The sequence below is a fragment of the Massilia glaciei genome, assembly GCF_003011895.2.
In the GTDB taxonomy this organism is placed as follows: domain Bacteria; phylum Pseudomonadota; class Gammaproteobacteria; order Burkholderiales; family Burkholderiaceae_D; genus Telluria_A; species Telluria_A glaciei.
In genome coordinates this window covers 1-16,244 of record NZ_PXWF02000043.1, presented here as the reverse complement: position 1 = coordinate 16,244, position 16,244 = coordinate 1, and the positions used below count along the sequence as shown (strand labels likewise).

Genomic DNA, 16,244 nt, shown 5'->3' with positions numbered 1-16,244 from the left:
CAGCGCCTTGGCGGTGCGCGCGCTGGGGGCGGCGGCGCGCGCGGCGCCGGCTTGCGGCTCGAGCACCAGTTGCGCCAGCACCAGGCCGGCGCGCGTGACGCCGGCGTCGAACGCGCGCTCGTACCAGAGCGCCAGCGGACGCGGGCTCTGGCGCGCCAGTTCGAGCGGGATGTGGGTGCCGATCAGCTCCCACGCCTCGGGGCACTCCTGGCACGCGGCGCGCTCGAGCCAGTGCAGCGCGGTCGGCAGGCTTTTCGGCAGGCCTGTGCTGCCGAGCAAGTACAATTTGCCCAGTTCAACCTGGGCCAGCGGGCGTCCGGCGCGCGCGGCGCGGATGATGCCAAGTTCTTCACGGTTTGCCATCGGCTAGTCTTATCGTTGAAAGTTGCAGGAACATCGGTCGGGTGGCGCACTAATTTTGTGCAGAAGCAACGATTCGCGGGGCCCGGCACAAGGGCGCCGCGTTCGAATGCACAGCTTACGCCGGGGCCCTTGGGCCGCAGCGGCGAACACGTCTTTTATTGATTTTTCGCAAATAAGCCGCGCCGATATGGACGTGTCCGCAACGGGCGCGCGCAAGGGCCGAAAAACAACGGCGCGCGGGCGTTTTGTCGCCTTCCACCAAACCGGCCCGGCATACCCGACCAAGCCTGGCGGGCGGCGGCGGCGTCGAAATTAAGGTGGGGCCAACGCAAGCTCCGGCAAACGGCGCGGCGCGCCCGCGGCGCGCCCGTTCACCCCATAAGGAAGAGCATATGAATCAGCACATGAAACAGCACATGAATCAGCACATGAATCAGCACATGAATCAGTACATGAAACAGCACATGAAACAGCACATGAAACAGCACATGAAGCAGCACATCAAACAGCGCATGAAAAAAACGCTGCTCGCCACCGCCCTGCTGGCCACCGCATGTGCGGCCCATGCGCAGGCGCCACTCATGGTGTACGGCAACATCGACCTCGGCCTGATCAAGCGCGACGGCGCCGCCCTCAACATCGGCAAGCGCGACCACAACAGGCTCGGCGTCAAGGGCACCGGGGAGCTCGGCGCGGGCATCAAGGCGTTGTTCCAGCTCGAGATCGGCTACGAGCCCGACACCGGCACCCGCGCGACCGGCGCCAACGAGGGCCGCCCCGGCAGCGGGCAGCGCCCCCTGTTCCAGGGCCAGAGCTGGGTCGGGCTCAAGGGCGGCCTCGGCGTGGTTCGCATCGGCCGCGGCCTGAGCGCGTTCCAGGAAACGAGCATGGCCTTCGAGCCGTGGCACGGCTTGCCGACCCCGGCCGGGTTCCAGACCGACATCATGGTGGCCGGCTTCACCTCCGGCCCGCTCGGCGCGCCCGGCAGCTCGGCCGACCGCCTGTCCGACGCCGTGTTCTACCACTCGCCCGAATGGAACGGCCTGCAGCTCAACGCCACGGTCGCGGCCCGCGAGTCGCCCCCTGGCGGGCTCGCCGTGCCGCCCCTGTACCCCTCGGGCGCGCAAGCGTCGGCCAACCCGTTCTCGCTGAGCACCACCTACAAGAACGGCCCGCTGGCCGGCATGCTGGCCGTCGAACGCAACGGCGTCGAGAGCGAGGTCTATTCGATCGGCGCCTCGATCGACATCACGCGCATGGTGCCCGGCCTCAAACTGATGGCCTCGTACATACGCCAGGACCATAGCCACACCGCCCCGCCGGGCTTCGACAGCGCCAGGGCGTGGGTGCTCGGCGCGAACTGGGCCATGGGAGCGGGCACGCTGCTCGCCGGCTACGGCCAGAAGTCGCCCGAGGGCGTGGCCAGGACGCGCCAGCTCTCGCTCGGCTACGAATACAGCCTCTCGCGGCGCACCCAGCTCTACTTCGACGCCTCGCGCAGGCGGGCCGCGGCGCCGGCCGCCGCCGCGACCCGCGTCAACCATTTCGCGCTTGGCGTGAACCACGCGTTCTGAGCGCCGCGAATGTCGCTGCGGATCGCGCCGCGAATGTCACTGCAAATTGTCACCATATACGTACATCTGCGTACATTCGCGCCGCCCTGCCCCTTCCGGAATACCGTTTTCACACGCTTTGTGTCATTTCCGCAACCGCATTCGTCGACGCCGTATCGGCTTCCTGTACAAGCCCAAAAAACGGTGGCATATTGGTCAGACCGAATTAGTACGCGCGTTCGTTTTTAGAAAAATTACCTCCCTGGAGATGCAATGAAAACAAAATTATTTGCTGCTGTTATCGCTACCTGTTTCGCGGCCCCTGCCTTTGCCCAATCGAGCGTTGTGATCTACGGCATCGCCGATGCCGGCATCATGAAGACCAAGGGCGAGAAGGTTAAGCTCGTCAGCGGCATCGCCGACGGCTCACGCATCGGCCTCAAAGGTACCGAGGACATCGGCGGCGGTTTCAAGGCGATGTTCCAGCTCGAAGCGCGCGTCGAGCTCGACACCGGCACCCAGACCCCGGAACTGATCACGCCCAACCAGGGCCGCTACCTGACGCGCGGCATGGGCGCCATTCCCGCGCCGATTATCAACGGCCTGAACGTCGCGTTCCAGCCTAAGATCGCCGTCAACGCCGAGAAGGCGCTGTTCGACCGCACCGCGATGGTCGGCATGATCACGCCGGTCGGCGCCTTCCTGCTCGGCCGCATGTACACCCCCGGCTACGAGATCTTCGCCGCGGCCGACGTGTTCGAAGCGGGCACCGGCGCCAGCTGGGGCCACATCACCGGCGGCACCGCCGGCTTCACCTCGCTCGGCGCCGACATCCGCTCGCAAAAATCGATCCAGTACCGCATCGCCACGCCAAAAGGCCTGGGCGGCTCGGTCATGTACGGCTTCAAGAACTCGGGCTACCTGGGCCGCTACGAGAAATTCATCGGCGCCGCCGTGACCTACAAGGCCAACGGCTTCGACATGGGTATCGGCCACAACCGCGGCACCGACCTCGACGGCAACAGCAGCCTGGTCACCTCGACCGCCGGCGGTTCGTACAAGATGGGCGACTTCAAGCTGTTCGCCGGCTTCCACGCCCAGCGCAACCGCAACTCGGCCCTGCTGCGCGACTACATCGGCGGCTGGGATTCGACCGTCGCGCCGTCGCTGGCGCCGCTCGGCGTCGCCACCGCGACCGCGCTGCGCAACATCTTCATCACCAACATCCGCGCCAACACCATCGTCGACGCGACCAGCTTCCAGATCGGTGGCCACTACGCGATCGGCGCCGGCCGCATCATGGCGACGTTCGCCAAGCAAAACGACAAGCTCGCCTCCAACAGCGACGCCACCCTGATGGGCATCGGTTACGACTACAACCTGTCCAAGCGCACCGACGTCTACACCGTCTACTCGCACATCAAGAACGACAATCAAGCCCAGTACACCCCGGGCGCGGCCAGCGCACCTGGCGGCTTCACCAAGACGCCAGGCGAAGACAGCTCGGCACTGCAGATCGGCGTTCGCCACCGCTTCTGATCGCTGCCCGCGGCTTGCCGCGGCGGCCCCCAAAAGACGCCCCCGGGCGTCTTTTTTTCGTTCGCGCGGCGCCAATGCGCTGGCGGAAGTCAACAAACGTCAACAAACGTCAACAAACATCAACAAACGGTTAGAATTGCGTTTGTCCGCGGCCAAGGCCCGCTGGCGCCATTGGCGCGCCACTCCCCTAGTTTCTTCACGCTCACTTTCTTACGCTCACGCCCCCGATACCCATGACCGCAACACTGGACTCCGCCGCCGTCGCCGCCTTTTTGGCCGACAACCCCCTGTTTTTCGAAGAGCACGCCGCCCTGCTGGGCCAGGTGAAACTGTCGAGCCCGCTGACCGGCAAGACCGTGTCGCTCCAGGAACGCCAGATGGAAATGATGCGCGACAAATACAAGACGCTGGAACTGAGCATGGCCAACCTGGTGCGCACGGCGCAGGACAACGCCGCCATCGCCAACAAATTCCACGCCTGGACCTGCAGCCTGCTCGAGGTGCGCAACGAGCCGGACCTGCCGCGCGCGCTCACCGACGGCCTGCGCAGCCACTTCACGCTGCCGCACGCGACGGTGCGCCTGTGGGACCTGGCCCCGGCGCACGCCGACGGCTGGTACACCAGCGGCGTCTCGGACGACGCCCGCATCTTCGCCAACAGCCTGCACGCGCCCTACTGCGGCAACAACCACGACTTCGAGGCGGTGCGCTGGCTCGACGACGCCGCCAGCGTGCAGTCGACCGCGATCGTGCCGCTGCGCGCGGGCACCTCGGCGTTCGGCCTGCTGATCCTCGGCTCGCCCGACCCGGCGCGCTTCACGGCGAGCATGGCGACCGACTTCCTGATCCACATCGGCGAAACCGCCAGCGCCGCGCTGGCCTCGCTGCGGGCCTAGGCCATGTCCGGGGGCGACGCCAAGCTCGACTGGGTGGAGCACTACCTTGACGGCCTGGCCACCGGGCGCCAGCTCTCGCCCCACACCATCGGCGCCTACCGGCGCGACCTGCTGGAACTGGCCACGCTGGCCGGCGCGGCCGGCTGGGACGGGCTGGGCCACTTCGATATCCGGCGCTTCACGGCGCGCCTGCACGCGCAGGGCCTCGACCCGCGCTCGATCGCGCGCAAACTGTCGAGCTGGCGCGGCTTTTTCGGCTGGCTCGCGCTCGAGATCGGCCTCGCGTCGAATCCGGTCGAGGGGGTGCGCGCGCCGCGCCGCGCCAAGACATTGCCCAAGGCGCTGTCGGTCGACGACGCGGTGCAACTGGTCGGCGGCGGCGCGCACGCGGCCGGCCACCCCGAGCCGCCCGCCCTGTGCAACCGCGCCATGTTCGAGCTGATGTATTCGAGCGGGCTGCGGGTCTCGGAGCTGGCCGGGCTCGACGTGCATTACACCCGGGCGGCCGGGGCGGCGCCCGGGTCGCTCGGCTGGATCGACCTCGACGCGGGCGAGGTCATGGTCACCGGCAAGGGCGGCAAGCGGCGCAGCGTGCCCGTCGGCAGCCACGCGCTCGCCGCGTTGCGGGCCTGGCTGGCGGTGCGCCCGGCCCCGCTCGCGGCGGCCGGCAACGCCCTGTTCCTGTCGCAGCGGGGCAGCCGCATGACGCCGCGCGTGGTCCAGCTACGCATGAAAACCTTCGCCCGCCTGGCCGGCACCAGCGTCGACGTCCATCCGCACGTGCTGCGCCACTCGTTCGCCTCGCACGTGCTGCAATCGTCGGGCGACCTGCGCGCGGTGCAGGAACTGCTCGGGCATGCGAGCATCACCTCGACCCAGGTCTACACCGCGCTCGACTTCCAGCATCTGGCGGCGGTCTACGACAAGGCGCACCCGCGCGCCAAAAGCAAGTAGGGAGAAAATGAGCAAGCAAATGAGCAAGCAAATGAGCAAGCAAATGAGCAAATAAAGCAACGGCCCGGGAATGAGCGGGATCAAGCCGCGACGCGTTAAATGGAAGCAAATGGCGAAATCCGGCATAATCGCTCGTTCTTCGCGCTCGGCCGACCGGCGGCATGCGGCGGGCCCCGACACACCATAAAGATACGGAACATCAAAATGGCCTTAATCCCCTGCACCATCCTGACGGGCTTCCTGGGCGCTGGCAAGACCACGCTGCTCAAGCGCATCCTGCAGGAGGAGCACGGGCTGCGCATCGCCGTCATCGAGAACGAGTTCGGCCAGGAGAACATCGACAACGAAATCCTGGTCCACGACAGCGGCGAACAGATCATCGAGATGAACAACGGCTGCATCTGCTGCAGCGTGCGCGGCGACCTGATCGTGGCGCTGGCCGCGCTGGCGCAAAGGCGCGAGGCCGGCGAACTCGCCTTCGACCGCGTGGTCATCGAAACGACCGGCCTGGCCAACCCCGGCCCGGTGGCCCAGACCTTCTTCGTCGACGAGGAAGTGAACGCCCACTACATGCTCGACGCCGTGATCACCGTGGTCGACGCGCGCCACGCCATGACCCAGCTCGACGAGCACGAGGAGGCGCAGCGCCAGGTCGGCTTCGCCGACAAACTGCTCATCTCGAAGACCGACCTAGTCGACGCCGGCGCGCTGGCGGCGCTCAAGGCGCGCCTGGGACGCATCAATCCGCGCGCGCCGATGCTCCAATCCGATCACGGCCGGATCGCCATCGCCGACGTGCTCGACATCCGCGGCTTCAACCTCAACGACAAACTCGAACTCGATCCGGCGTTCCTGGGCGCGCCCGCGGACGGGCAAGGGGACGCGGACGGCCATGTGCACAGCGAGGCTTGCGGACACGGCCACGATCACGATCACGAGCACGGCCACGGCCACGACCACCATAGCGCCCGCCACGACGACGAGATCGCCGCGTTCGTGTTCAAGAGCGCGCGCCCCTTCGACCCGGCCCTGCTCGACGAGTTCCTCGGCTCGGTGGTGCAGGCCTTCGGCCCGCGCATGCTGCGCTACAAGGGTGTTTTGCTCATGGACGGGGCCGACCGCAAAGTCGTTTTCCAGGGGGTGCACCAGATGATGGGCAGCGATATCGGCGCCAAATGGGACGAAACCGAAGAACGCGGCAGCAAAATGGTGTTTATTGGCAAAAATTTACCGAAAGATGTCTTTATCCATGGATTGGAGCAATGTTTGGTATAAACTATTCCGGTTTCGTGATGCACGGTCTTTAAATACGGCCTGTTGAGTACGCGCCGCCCTGTGCATTGCCCTTGTTTGACGACTGATTTGCCAACACGCCAATGCGGCGGGGGGATGACATCGGGATGGCAATATGACGCAGAGCGTGACGAAATCGGCAAAAACCACCAAAGCCCCGGCCAAGGCGGGCAAGGTGGCGAGCCCGCAGCGCAAAGGCGCCGGCATGATCAAGACCGTGGCGACGGTGCTGGCAAAGAAAATCTCGAGCGCGTTGCGGCCGGCAGTCGGCGGCAGGGCCAAGGCGGCACCGGCGGTGGCGGCGCGGCCGGCCAGCAAACCGGCAGTTGCCAAGGTGGCCAAGCCGGCAGTTGCTAAGGCGGTTGTGAAAGCGGCGCCGAAAGCGCCGGCCAAGGCGGTGGGCAAAGCCGTGCCGAAGGCGGCGCCTAAAGCGGCGGCCAAGGCGGCCCCGAACTGCGCCGCCCGGCCAGCGGCCGTAGAAAAGCTTGCTGTGAAAGCGGCATCAAAAGCGGCATCAAAAGCGGCATCAAAAGCGGTGTCGAAGCCAGTCTCCAAGCCCGCCGCAGCGCTGGCGGCGGCGCCGGCAAAGCCGGTTGCCGGTCCGGCGAAGCGGGTGGCAAAAGCGCCCGCGGCTGCACCGGCGGACGCCGCGCCAGCGCCAAAAGCGCGCGGGGCGGGCAGTGCAAAGGCGGTGGCCCAGCAACCCGTCAAGGTAGTCGATTCGCCCATGGGCACCGGTGCAGTTGCCGAGGCCGCAGGCGAGTTAGCTGATAAAATGAAAACCTCTGTCGTATCGAAGGTAAGCGAAGTCATGACTAAAACAACTAAATCGACCCCAGCCGCGAGCGCCGATGGCCGCCTCCTGACCGAAGATGAAATTCGCGTCATGAACGAGAAGGACTACATGAACCCGGCGCAGTTGGCTTTCTTCAAGGCGCGCCTGCAGCAGCTCGAAAAAGACCTGCTGCGCAACGCCGGCGAGACCACCGAGCACCTGCGCGAAACCGTGCTCGTGCCCGACCCGGCCGACCGCGCCACGATCGAAGAAGAACACGCGCTCGAACTGCGCACCCGCGACCGCGAACGCAAGCTGCTCAAAAAAGTGCAGCAGTCGATCGCCTCGATCGACGGCGGCGACTACGGCTGGTGCGAAGAGACGGGCGAGCCGATCGGCATCCCGCGCCTGATCGCGCGCCCGACCGCGACCCTGTCGCTCGAAGCGCAGCAACGGCGCGAGCTCAAACAAAAACTGTACGGCGATTAACCGCGCCCTTCCGGACCAAAAGCATGCGAGCAACACCGCATGCTTTTTTTTCCACCTGTTTTGGCGTGGAGCAAGCGCCAGTTTGTATTCGCGGACGCAAAAGCGTTCAGCTGTGCAACGAAACCCTTGCCGTTCGGCTACACTATAGGTTCGCAACATTATTTTTGACCGGTGCGCGTGGTGCGCGGTCCATTCGACCGCCCGCCGTGCTACCGTGACGAACAGCGCCGCAACATCAGACAGGAAACGACGTGGGTATTTTCTCCATTTTCAAGGGAAAAAAGAACGAAGAAACGGAAGATCCGGTCGTCGACGCGCGCGCGCGCGGCGGCGAGTCCACCCGCATGGGCGATTCCGACACCGAGCGCGCGCGCCAGCGCGAGATCGCCCGCGCCACCGCCGCCAAGATCGACGCGATCGAATCGGCCATGGCCTCCGACATCTTCAACACCCCCGAGCCGGCCTGGGGCAGCGGCGCCAAGCGCACCGTGCGCATCGGCGCCAAGGCGGTCGGCGACAACACCCCGCACCCGACCCTGCCAATGCTCGAGCTGGCCACGACCGAGCTGCTGGCCGACGACGAGGTCTCCGACGCCCCGCTGCACGCGACGACCGCGCCGGTCATCGAAGAAATCGCCATCATGTACGCCAACGACGAGCTCGAGGTCGCCGAGCACCTGCTGCTCGAGAGCCTCGCCGACGTCGGCCAGACCGACCGCACCGTCTGGTGGATGCTGTTCGACCTGTACCAGGTCAGCGGCCGCCAGGACGACTTCGACAACGTCGCCATCGATTACGCCAGCCGCTTCGAAACCTCGCCGCCTAGCTGGTCGGCGCCGCCGCCGGCGGGCACCGACGACAACACCGCGCGCTCCGGGGTCACCCCGACCGAGGCGTTCACGGGCGCGCTCGACGCCGCCATCGCGCCGCAGCTGAAGCGCCTGCTCGGGCTCGCTGGCAGCAGCCCGCTGTTCCGCCTCGAGTTCGGCCGCGTCAAATCGGCAACCCCCGAAGGCTGCACCCTGATCCTCGGCGCGATGAAAGACCTGCGCGCCGGCGGCGGCGAGCTGATCGTCGCGGGCGCGAGCGAGCTGGCCGACATCATCCGCGCCAACATCGCCACCGGCGAGCGCGACGCGAGCGAGGCGCCGTGGCTGCTGCTGCTGGCGCTGCTGCAACTGATGAACAAAGAAAAAGACTTCGAAGAGACCGCGATGGACTATTGCGTGACCTACGAGGTGTCGCCGCCGTCGTTCGAGGCGCCCGCCAACATGGCGGCCGCGGCCGAGGCGAGCGTGCGCACGCCGTCGACCTCCGACCGCTTCATGCTACCGCCGCTGATCGACGGCTTTAGCACCACGCTGTTCGAAAAAATCGAGGCCTACGCCGAACAATACGACCCCGTCGTGCTCGACTGCTCGCGGCTCGGGCGCGTCGACTACAGCGCGGCCAGCTCCCTGCTGAGCCGTTTGCGGCCCCTGCACGCGGCCGACAAGCGGATCGAATTTCGTGACATGAACCATCTGGTCGCGGCGCTGTTCAAACTGCTGGGCTACCCAGGCGTCTCGCGGCTGTTCCCGCACAAATATTAGAAAAAAGCACGCCATTGGCCTGCCTTCATACCTACTTGCTCCGGTCCCACATCCGGACAACTTTGTCGTCGTTTCGCTTTCCCACGACTAGCATTTCGACAGTATCAGCAACAACGGTATAGATGATCCGGTATTCGCCGACATCCAAACGGCGTGTTCGGCCCAATCTCCGCTTGCTGGCGCCAGCCAGGGGCGAGGCATGCCGCCGGCCCCCTGCCCTCAGCCCGCCCTTGTAATTTCGTTTAACAGCCCCATTCTCAGAAGGCTGGACAAATAACTAAGAGGCTTGCATGGAACAATTTCACGGCACCACAATCTTGTGCGTGCGGCGCGGCAAACAGGTCGCGCTCGGCGGCGATGGCCAGGTCACACTCGGCAACATCATCATGAAGGGCACCGCGCGCAAGGTGCGCAAGGTGTACCAGGGAAAGGTGCTGGTCGGCTTCGCCGGCGGCACCGCCGACGCCTTCACCCTGCTCGACCGCTTCGAAGGCAAGCTCGAAAAACACCAGGGACACCTGTTGCGCGCCTCGGTCGAGCTGGCCAAGGACTGGCGCACCGACCGCGTGCTGCGCCGCCTCGAGGCGATGCTGCTCGTGGCCGACCACGAATCGACCCTCGTCATCACCGGCAACGGCGACGTGCTCGAGCCCGAGGACGGGGTCGGCGCGATCGGCTCGGGCGGCACCTTCGCCCAGTCGGCCGCCAAGGCGCTCCAGGAGAACACCGACCTCTCGCCGGCCGAAATCGTCAGCAAGTCGCTGACCATCGCCGGCCAGCTGTGCATCTATACCAATATGTCCCACATCATCGAAACGCTGGACTAAGCCATGCCATCCAACATCATGAACATGACCCCCTCCGAGATCGTCTCGGAGCTCGACAAACATGTGGTCGGCCAGGGCAACGCCAAGCGCGCGGTCGCCATCGCGCTGCGCAACCGCTGGCGCCGCCAGCAGGTGGCCGAGCCCCTGCGCTACGAGATCACCCCCAAGAACATCCTCATGATCGGCCCCACCGGCGTGGGCAAGACCGAGATCGCGCGCCGCCTCGCGCGCCTGGCCGAGGCGCCGTTCATCAAGATCGAGGCCACCAAGTTCACCGAGGTCGGCTATGTGGGCCGCGACGTCGACACCATCATCCGCGACCTGATCGAGATCGGCGTCAAACAGACCCGCGCGAGCGAAATGAAAAAAGTGCGCAAGCGCGCCGAGGACGCCGCCGAGGAGCGCGTGCTCGACATCCTGGTGCCGCCGGCGCGCGATTTCGGCTTCAACACCGGCGCCGCCGCCGGCGAGCCGAAGGAGGGCGACAGCACGCGCCAGACCTTCCGCAAGCGCTTGCGCGAGGGCGGCCTCGACGAGCGCGAGATCGAGCTCGAACTGGCCGACGCCGGCCCGGCCATGGAAATCATGGCCCCGCCCGGCATGGAGGAGATGACCGAGCAGATCAAGTCGATGTTTTCGGGCATGGGCGGCGCGCGCAAGAAGCCGCGCAAGATCAAGATCCGCGAGGCCTTCAAGCTGCTCATCGACGAGGAGGCCGCCAAGCTCATCAACGACGACGAGATGAAGCAGATCGCGATCGCCAACGTCGAGCAGAACGGCATCGTGTTCCTCGACGAGATCGACAAGATCGCCTCGCGCTCGGAAACCGGCAACGCCGATGTCTCGCGCGCCGGCGTCCAGCGCGACCTGCTGCCGCTGGTCGAGGGCACCACCGTCAACACCAAGTACGGCATGATCCGCACCGACCACATCCTGTTCATCGCCTCGGGCGCCTTCCACCTGGCCAAGCCGTCGGACCTGATCCCGGAGCTGCAGGGGCGCTTCCCGATCCGGGTCGAGCTCGAGTCGCTCTCGATCGCCGATTTCGAATGCATCCTCACCAGCACCGACGCCTGCCTGACCAAGCAGTACGAGGCGCTGCTGGCGACCGAGAACGTGCGCGTGGTGTTCGCGCCCGAGGGCGTCACCCGGCTCGCCGAGATCGCCTTCTCGGTCAACGAGCGCACCGAGAACATCGGCGCGCGCCGCCTGTACACGGTCATGGAGAAGCTGCTCGAGGAGGTCTCGTTCACGGCCAGCGAGACGAGCGGGCGCGTGGTCACGATCGACGCCGCGTATGTCAACGAGCGGCTCGAAAAACTGGCCGTCAACGAGGACTTGTCACGCTACGTGCTGTGACGGCGCACAGGGTGAGCGCGACATGGCGAACAAGGGCTTCGCAATAAGGCTTTTGGGCTCGGGCGAAGGCGGCCCGCCTTGCACGGCGGGCCCGTTACGCAGGGCCTCGCTTAGCCAGGCCAATTCCCCACGCCGGCCCAGCACACAAACTAGCAGCGCAAGTTCGTGGCGCCGGCCGCCAAGCGCGGCGCGGCCGGCTCCGCACCGCCCCTGCGCGCCCACCCAAGAAGTAAACACCCGTAAACACCGTGCGCCCCCCCACGGCCGCTGCAGCGCGGCCTGGTCGTCAGCGTGAAAAATGTCCATGAAACCGCGCCTGGCCGCCTGTGCGCCCCGCATGGGCCCTAACGGTCCTAACGATGAAGATCAGGTGCGCCGATTTCCGGCGACGCCTCGATCGCCTTGTTCGGGGATGAGTCGGCACCACTGGGAATGCTTCGTTGTGCATTTTGCCGGAGGCGGCGTTCTTTCTTCTGTTCGTACATCAAGGTGTCCGCTTCGTTCAGCTGTTCCAGCAGAGACCTTTCATCGGTTGGCAGGCAACGGATGGCACCGATGCTGAACGATAGTGCGTGGGACATCGCGCCACCTTGGTTGAACTGCGCTACCGCTGCGTGAATGCGTGTCAACATAATTTCTGTTTTCTCGCCATTGGCGGCCAGTATGGAAAATTCGTCACCACCGAGTCGAGCCACGATGTCGGCATCCCGGAAACACACCTTCAACACGCGTGCACTCTCAATCAGCAAGGCATCACCGGCCTTGTGCCCATGGGTGTCGTTGACATGCTTGAGCCCGTCGAGGTCGAGATATATCAAGGCACGCACGGCTTTGGCGCGCTTGGCCGCCCGCAAATCTTGCTCGGCCAGGAGAAGAAACCCGCGGCGATTGAGCAGCCCGGTCAGCTCGTCGGTCACGGACAAGCGACGCACTTCCTTTTCCGCCTGCTTGCGTTCGGCGATTTCGATGGCCAGATTCTGATTGACATTCTCCAGTTCGCTGGTTCGTTCGAGAACGGTCTGTTCAAGACGGTAATTGAGCGTGGCGAGTTGCCGCTGGACGGAAAAACGTTTGGCATCGGCGATTTGCAGCATGTGGGCGACATTCATGATAAAAATCGCCGAGAACCCCATACTGGTTGCGATCACGAGCGAAAAGCCAAACTGGCTGTCGTAAAAACCTGCCTTCTGCCCCTGAAAGGACAGCCAGCCCAGTCCGAAGAGCAGCACCGGGATGAGCAACAGCAGGCGGCGAGCCATGGTGCCGCCAGCGCTGTCACTCAGTATGACATCCATGCAACCTTGCCTGGTGCGTGACGTAATGATGCCGAGGCTCAGGACGGCGAGCGCAAGGGCGGTGTGCACTGCCATCGATGTGTACGCGCTAACGCGATACATGGACTCAACCTCGAACGCATAGCCCAAGATTCCAAGCATGGCGAGCAACAATACCCACATAGCGATACGGCGCGCGACGCGGGTAGCACGATCGACCAGCAGAAGGGCCGCGCCGACCAGGAACAGAGACAGCGCAGTCACCGGCGCCATTCGTCCGGGATGCGATGTTGAGGTCGCCCGCGTATCGTCGTCGAACAGCAGTTCGTCAATGCCAAATTCCCTCCGCAGGGCGTATTCCGCCAGCGTAAGGCCTGCGATGACGAACACCGCCAGCGCCAAGAACAGGCCAGTTCGCTTCCGCGCTACACCACTAAAGCGTTCATTGAGCAGGAATAGCGCGACACCCGCAGCCAACAGGCAGGTCGCTGTATTGGCTTTCATGGAAACCAGGCCGGGCGCGACTGTTTTTAGAATGGCGACATTGAACCACCACCCGGCAAGCACAATGCCACCCACCAGTGTCACCATGGCAGCTGCCGCCTGTGAAAACAGGAGGAACTTGCTTGCTATTGAGATGCTCTGCATCCGCTTTCCCGTATTGTTCCGTTGCTAACGCATGGCGTTATCCGCCGCTCCCGAAACGCAAAAATAGAACCCGCGCAGTACCATCTGCGGATAAACGATGTTGGACTAAACCGCCCTCTCGGGCGTTGACTATGGCGATTGTAAGCCAGCAGAGGACCGGGTTGGCGTTTGTCAACAACTACGCGTGGAAACAGCAACAGTTCACAATTCACTCGACAGATGCTGTTGGCCATGGCCAAAGTTGTGCGCGAAGTGTGGCCCTTTGTCTGCGTTGTTATTTTCGTTCCCGATTTCCAACGGGAGCGACCCGCTTGCACGACTTTGGCGACATTCTCGGCCGTGATTGGATGTGAGCAGACGGATTCGGCCGCCTGCGGGCGCCCGCGACGGGCGCCCGCGATCAGGCCATGCTGTGGCGGCGACGCGCTTGGCGTTGCGGCCGTGTCGGGAAAGGCGGATCGGATGCAGGGCGCCAGTGTCGCCGCCGCCGCCAAAAAGTACCAGCGGCTTGTCAAAAGCGGCGCTAAACTGCACCCATGGTCGCGCCAGATGCGACTTTCCAACGAAGTTCCAAGCGGGTTTCCACGCAAATTTTCAAGCAGTGTTCCAACCAAGTTTTTTACAACCACGTGTACAAAGGGAGTTTCATGAGTTCACCCGAACTGGTCGTGCAGATCTTGCGCACCGAACTGCGCGGCGCCGGCATAACGTACAAGATGCTGGCCGAGCGCATCGACATGAGCGAGTCGAGCATCAAACGCATGTTCGGCCAGAAGGACATGTCGCTGTCGCGCCTGGCGCAGATCTGCGGCGCCGCCGGCGTCGCGATGGAGGACGTGCTGCGCCGCGCCGCCGACCACAAGGTGCATGCCGACACCCTCACCCTGACCCAGGAAAAATCGCTGATCGCCAATCCGCGTCTGCTGCTCGTGGCGATCTGCTGCCTGGGCCACTGGAGCGTCGAGCAGGTGCTCGAGACGTACGCGCTGAGCGAAACCGAATGCATCGGCTTTCTGGCCGAGCTCGACCGGCTGCGGGTGATCGAGCTCAAGCCGCTCAACCGCTACAGCCTGCGCGTCTCGAACGCCTTCCACTGGATGCCCGACGGCCCGGTGCAGCACTACTTCCGCGAGCACGTGGTGGCCGACTACTTCAACGACCGCTTCGACGGCCCGGGCGAAACCTTGATGTGCCTGCCGGCGCGGCTGTCGCTGCCGAGCGCGCAGGAGCTGGTGCTCAAGATCCGCCAGCTGGCCGGCGAACTGGCGCGCCTGCACCAGAACGACCGCCGCCTGCCCGGCGGCGCGCGTGACGGCTTCACGCTGCTGCTCGGTTTCCGTTCGTGGGAGTTCGCCGCGTTCACGGCGCTGCGGCGCGCGCCGCCGGCCTAGTCCAGCCGGCGATCCTAAGTTCGACAGGCTCCTAGCTAGTTGCCGGCGTTCCAGTCGCACAGCTTGCCGGCGGCAGTGCGCGGCAGCGCGCTGCCGGTCGCGATCGCCTTCGGCCGTTGCGCGGCCGGCAGCATGCGGTCGATCCAGCGCCGCAACTGGGCGGCGAACAGCGCCGGGTCGTCCACCCCGGGCGCGGGCACGATGAAGGCCTTGAGCCGGTCGCCCTCGTCGGCGCGCATCAGCCGCACCGCCGCGTCGCGCACCTGCGGATGCCGGCGCAGCACCTCGCGCACGCGCTCGGGGAACACGTTGACGCCGCCGACCTGGACCGCGCTGTCGTGGCGCGCGCCGAGCACGAAGTGGCGCCCGTCGCGCCAGTCGAGCAGGTCGGGGCAGTCGCACGCGAGCGTGCCGCCGTCGGGCAGCGTGCGCGACAGCGTGGCCGGCAGCGCCGGATCGCGCGACCAGTGTTTGAACAGCCGGAACGGCGCGTCCGGGCCGGCGCGCCAGCCGACGCCGGCGGTCTCGGATGAACCGTAGACTTCGATCAGCGCGGCCAGCCCGCACCCCGCGAGCGCGTGCGCCAGCGCCGGCGGGCACGGCGCTGTCGAGCTCACGCCGACCACGTCTGCCGGCATGCGTTGCGCGCCGTCGGCCACGCCGCGCCAGAACGCCGGGTGGCCGAGCACGAGGTCGCCGGGCAGCAGGCGCCGCGCCAGTTGCGCCGGCACCCAGCCGCGCGCGTCGACCACGGCGTCGACGCCGAGGCCGAGCGCGCGCGCGAGCAGGATCGAGAACAGGAAGCCGTACAGGTGGTGGCACGGGACGGCGACGACCAGCCGGCGGCGGCCGCCGAACAGGCGCGCCAGTTCGGCCGCCTCCTGCTCGAGCGCGCCGAGCGCGTGCCCGCACGGCTTGGGCGCGCCGCCGCTGCCCGAGGTGTGGAAGGTGATCCGGCGCGCGTCGTGCGCCAGGCCGGCGGCGGCGACGTCGACCCACTGGCCCAGCGTGCGCCTGGCCAGCAGGTAGTCCTCGACCCCGCTAAGGTGCAGATGCAGCGCCTGCGCCAGCGTGCCGGCCAGTTGCATCAGTTCGAGCGAATCGACGCCGAGGTCGTCGTCGAGCGAAAGCGCGTCACCCCAGTGCGCGTTCGACAGCGCGCTGTCGTGGCGCATGCGCGCGAGCTCGCCGGCGATGCTGTCGGCCACGTAGCGGCGCAGCTGGCCGCGCTCGGACCACCACGGCGCCGCGCCGGCGGCTTGGGCCGCACCGGCGGCGGCACCGGCGGCGG

Annotated in this window: 13 protein-coding genes and 2 pseudogenes; 10 read left to right on the top strand and 5 right to left on the bottom strand. The window is 65.7% G+C overall.

The window, feature by feature from the left end; translation table 11 throughout:
* Positions 1–363: pseudogene (locus C7C56_RS03380) on the bottom strand (hypothetical protein); the annotation flags it as partial.
* A gap of 464 nt (positions 364–827) precedes the next feature.
* On the opposite strand from C7C56_RS03380, the gene C7C56_RS03375 reads away from it, so the two are divergent.
* The 5 genes from C7C56_RS03375 (at position 828) to C7C56_RS03355 (ending at position 6,580) form a co-directional block, all read left to right on the top strand.
* Entirely contained in the window at positions 828–1,937 is a 1,110-nt protein-coding gene (locus C7C56_RS03375) for a porin (protein WP_229458006.1), read from the top strand.
* A gap of 252 nt (positions 1,938–2,189) precedes the next feature.
* Entirely contained in the window at positions 2,190–3,455 is a 1,266-nt protein-coding gene (locus tag C7C56_RS03370; protein WP_106756084.1) for a porin, read from the top strand.
* Between the two features lie 233 nt (positions 3,456–3,688).
* On the top strand, positions 3,689–4,351 hold the full coding sequence (locus C7C56_RS03365; protein ID WP_106756083.1) for a DUF484 family protein: 663 nt from the start codon (positions 3,689–3,691) through the stop codon (positions 4,349–4,351).
* 3 nt (positions 4,352–4,354) lie between these two features.
* Positions 4,355–5,305 (top strand): tyrosine recombinase XerC, encoded by a 951-nt coding sequence (locus C7C56_RS03360; RefSeq protein WP_106756082.1) that lies wholly within the window; start codon positions 4,355–4,357, stop codon positions 5,303–5,305.
* Between the two features lie 204 nt (positions 5,306–5,509).
* Positions 5,510–6,580: a CobW family GTP-binding protein gene (locus C7C56_RS03355; protein ID WP_106756081.1), complete on the top strand. Its 1,071-nt coding sequence runs from the start codon at positions 5,510–5,512 to the stop codon at positions 6,578–6,580.
* On the opposite strand, the gene C7C56_RS28580 is transcribed toward C7C56_RS03355, so the two are convergent.
* Positions 6,533–7,411, bottom strand: a complete 879-nt coding sequence (locus tag C7C56_RS28580; RefSeq protein WP_181373006.1) for a hypothetical protein — start codon at positions 7,409–7,411, stop codon at positions 6,533–6,535. The genes C7C56_RS03355 and C7C56_RS28580 overlap by 48 nt on opposite strands.
* On the opposite strand from C7C56_RS28580, the gene dksA reads away from it, so the two are divergent.
* From dksA to hslU, 4 genes are all read left to right on the top strand, one after another.
* Complete coding sequence (gene dksA / locus C7C56_RS03350; RefSeq protein ID WP_106756087.1) at positions 7,410–7,862, top strand: RNA polymerase-binding protein DksA; 453 nt, start codon at positions 7,410–7,412, stop codon at positions 7,860–7,862. The two genes, C7C56_RS28580 and dksA, sit on opposite strands and share 2 nt — an antisense overlap.
* A gap of 251 nt (positions 7,863–8,113) precedes the next feature.
* Positions 8,114–9,454, top strand: a complete 1,341-nt coding sequence (locus C7C56_RS03345; protein WP_106756080.1) for an STAS domain-containing protein — start codon at positions 8,114–8,116, stop codon at positions 9,452–9,454.
* A gap of 290 nt (positions 9,455–9,744) precedes the next feature.
* A complete protein-coding gene (hslV, locus tag C7C56_RS03340; protein ID WP_106756079.1) occupies positions 9,745–10,281 on the top strand; it encodes an ATP-dependent protease subunit HslV in 537 nt (178 codons plus the stop codon).
* An 18-nt stretch (positions 10,282–10,299) separates the two neighbouring features.
* Positions 10,300–11,640: an ATP-dependent protease ATPase subunit HslU gene (gene hslU, locus C7C56_RS03335; RefSeq protein ID WP_181373008.1), complete on the top strand. Its 1,341-nt coding sequence runs from the start codon at positions 10,300–10,302 to the stop codon at positions 11,638–11,640.
* Between the two features lie 353 nt (positions 11,641–11,993).
* On the opposite strand, the gene C7C56_RS30460 is transcribed toward hslU, so the two are convergent.
* A complete protein-coding gene (locus C7C56_RS30460; protein ID WP_106756078.1) occupies positions 11,994–13,562 on the bottom strand; it encodes a GGDEF domain-containing protein in 1,569 nt (522 codons plus the stop codon).
* Positions 13,563–13,766: 204 nt separating this feature from the next.
* Positions 13,767–13,903: pseudogene (locus tag C7C56_RS30660) on the bottom strand (ISNCY-like element ISAtsp9 family transposase); the annotation flags it as partial.
* A gap of 306 nt (positions 13,904–14,209) precedes the next feature.
* Between C7C56_RS30660 and C7C56_RS03325 the strand changes: the two are divergent.
* Positions 14,210–14,953, top strand: a complete 744-nt coding sequence (locus C7C56_RS03325) for a helix-turn-helix domain-containing protein (RefSeq protein WP_106756077.1) — start codon at positions 14,210–14,212, stop codon at positions 14,951–14,953.
* A 35-nt stretch (positions 14,954–14,988) separates the two neighbouring features.
* Here the strand turns inward: C7C56_RS03325 and C7C56_RS03320 are convergent.
* On the bottom strand, positions 14,989–16,244 hold a 1,256-nt coding region (locus C7C56_RS03320; protein WP_219933097.1), incomplete at its 5' end, for an AMP-binding enzyme.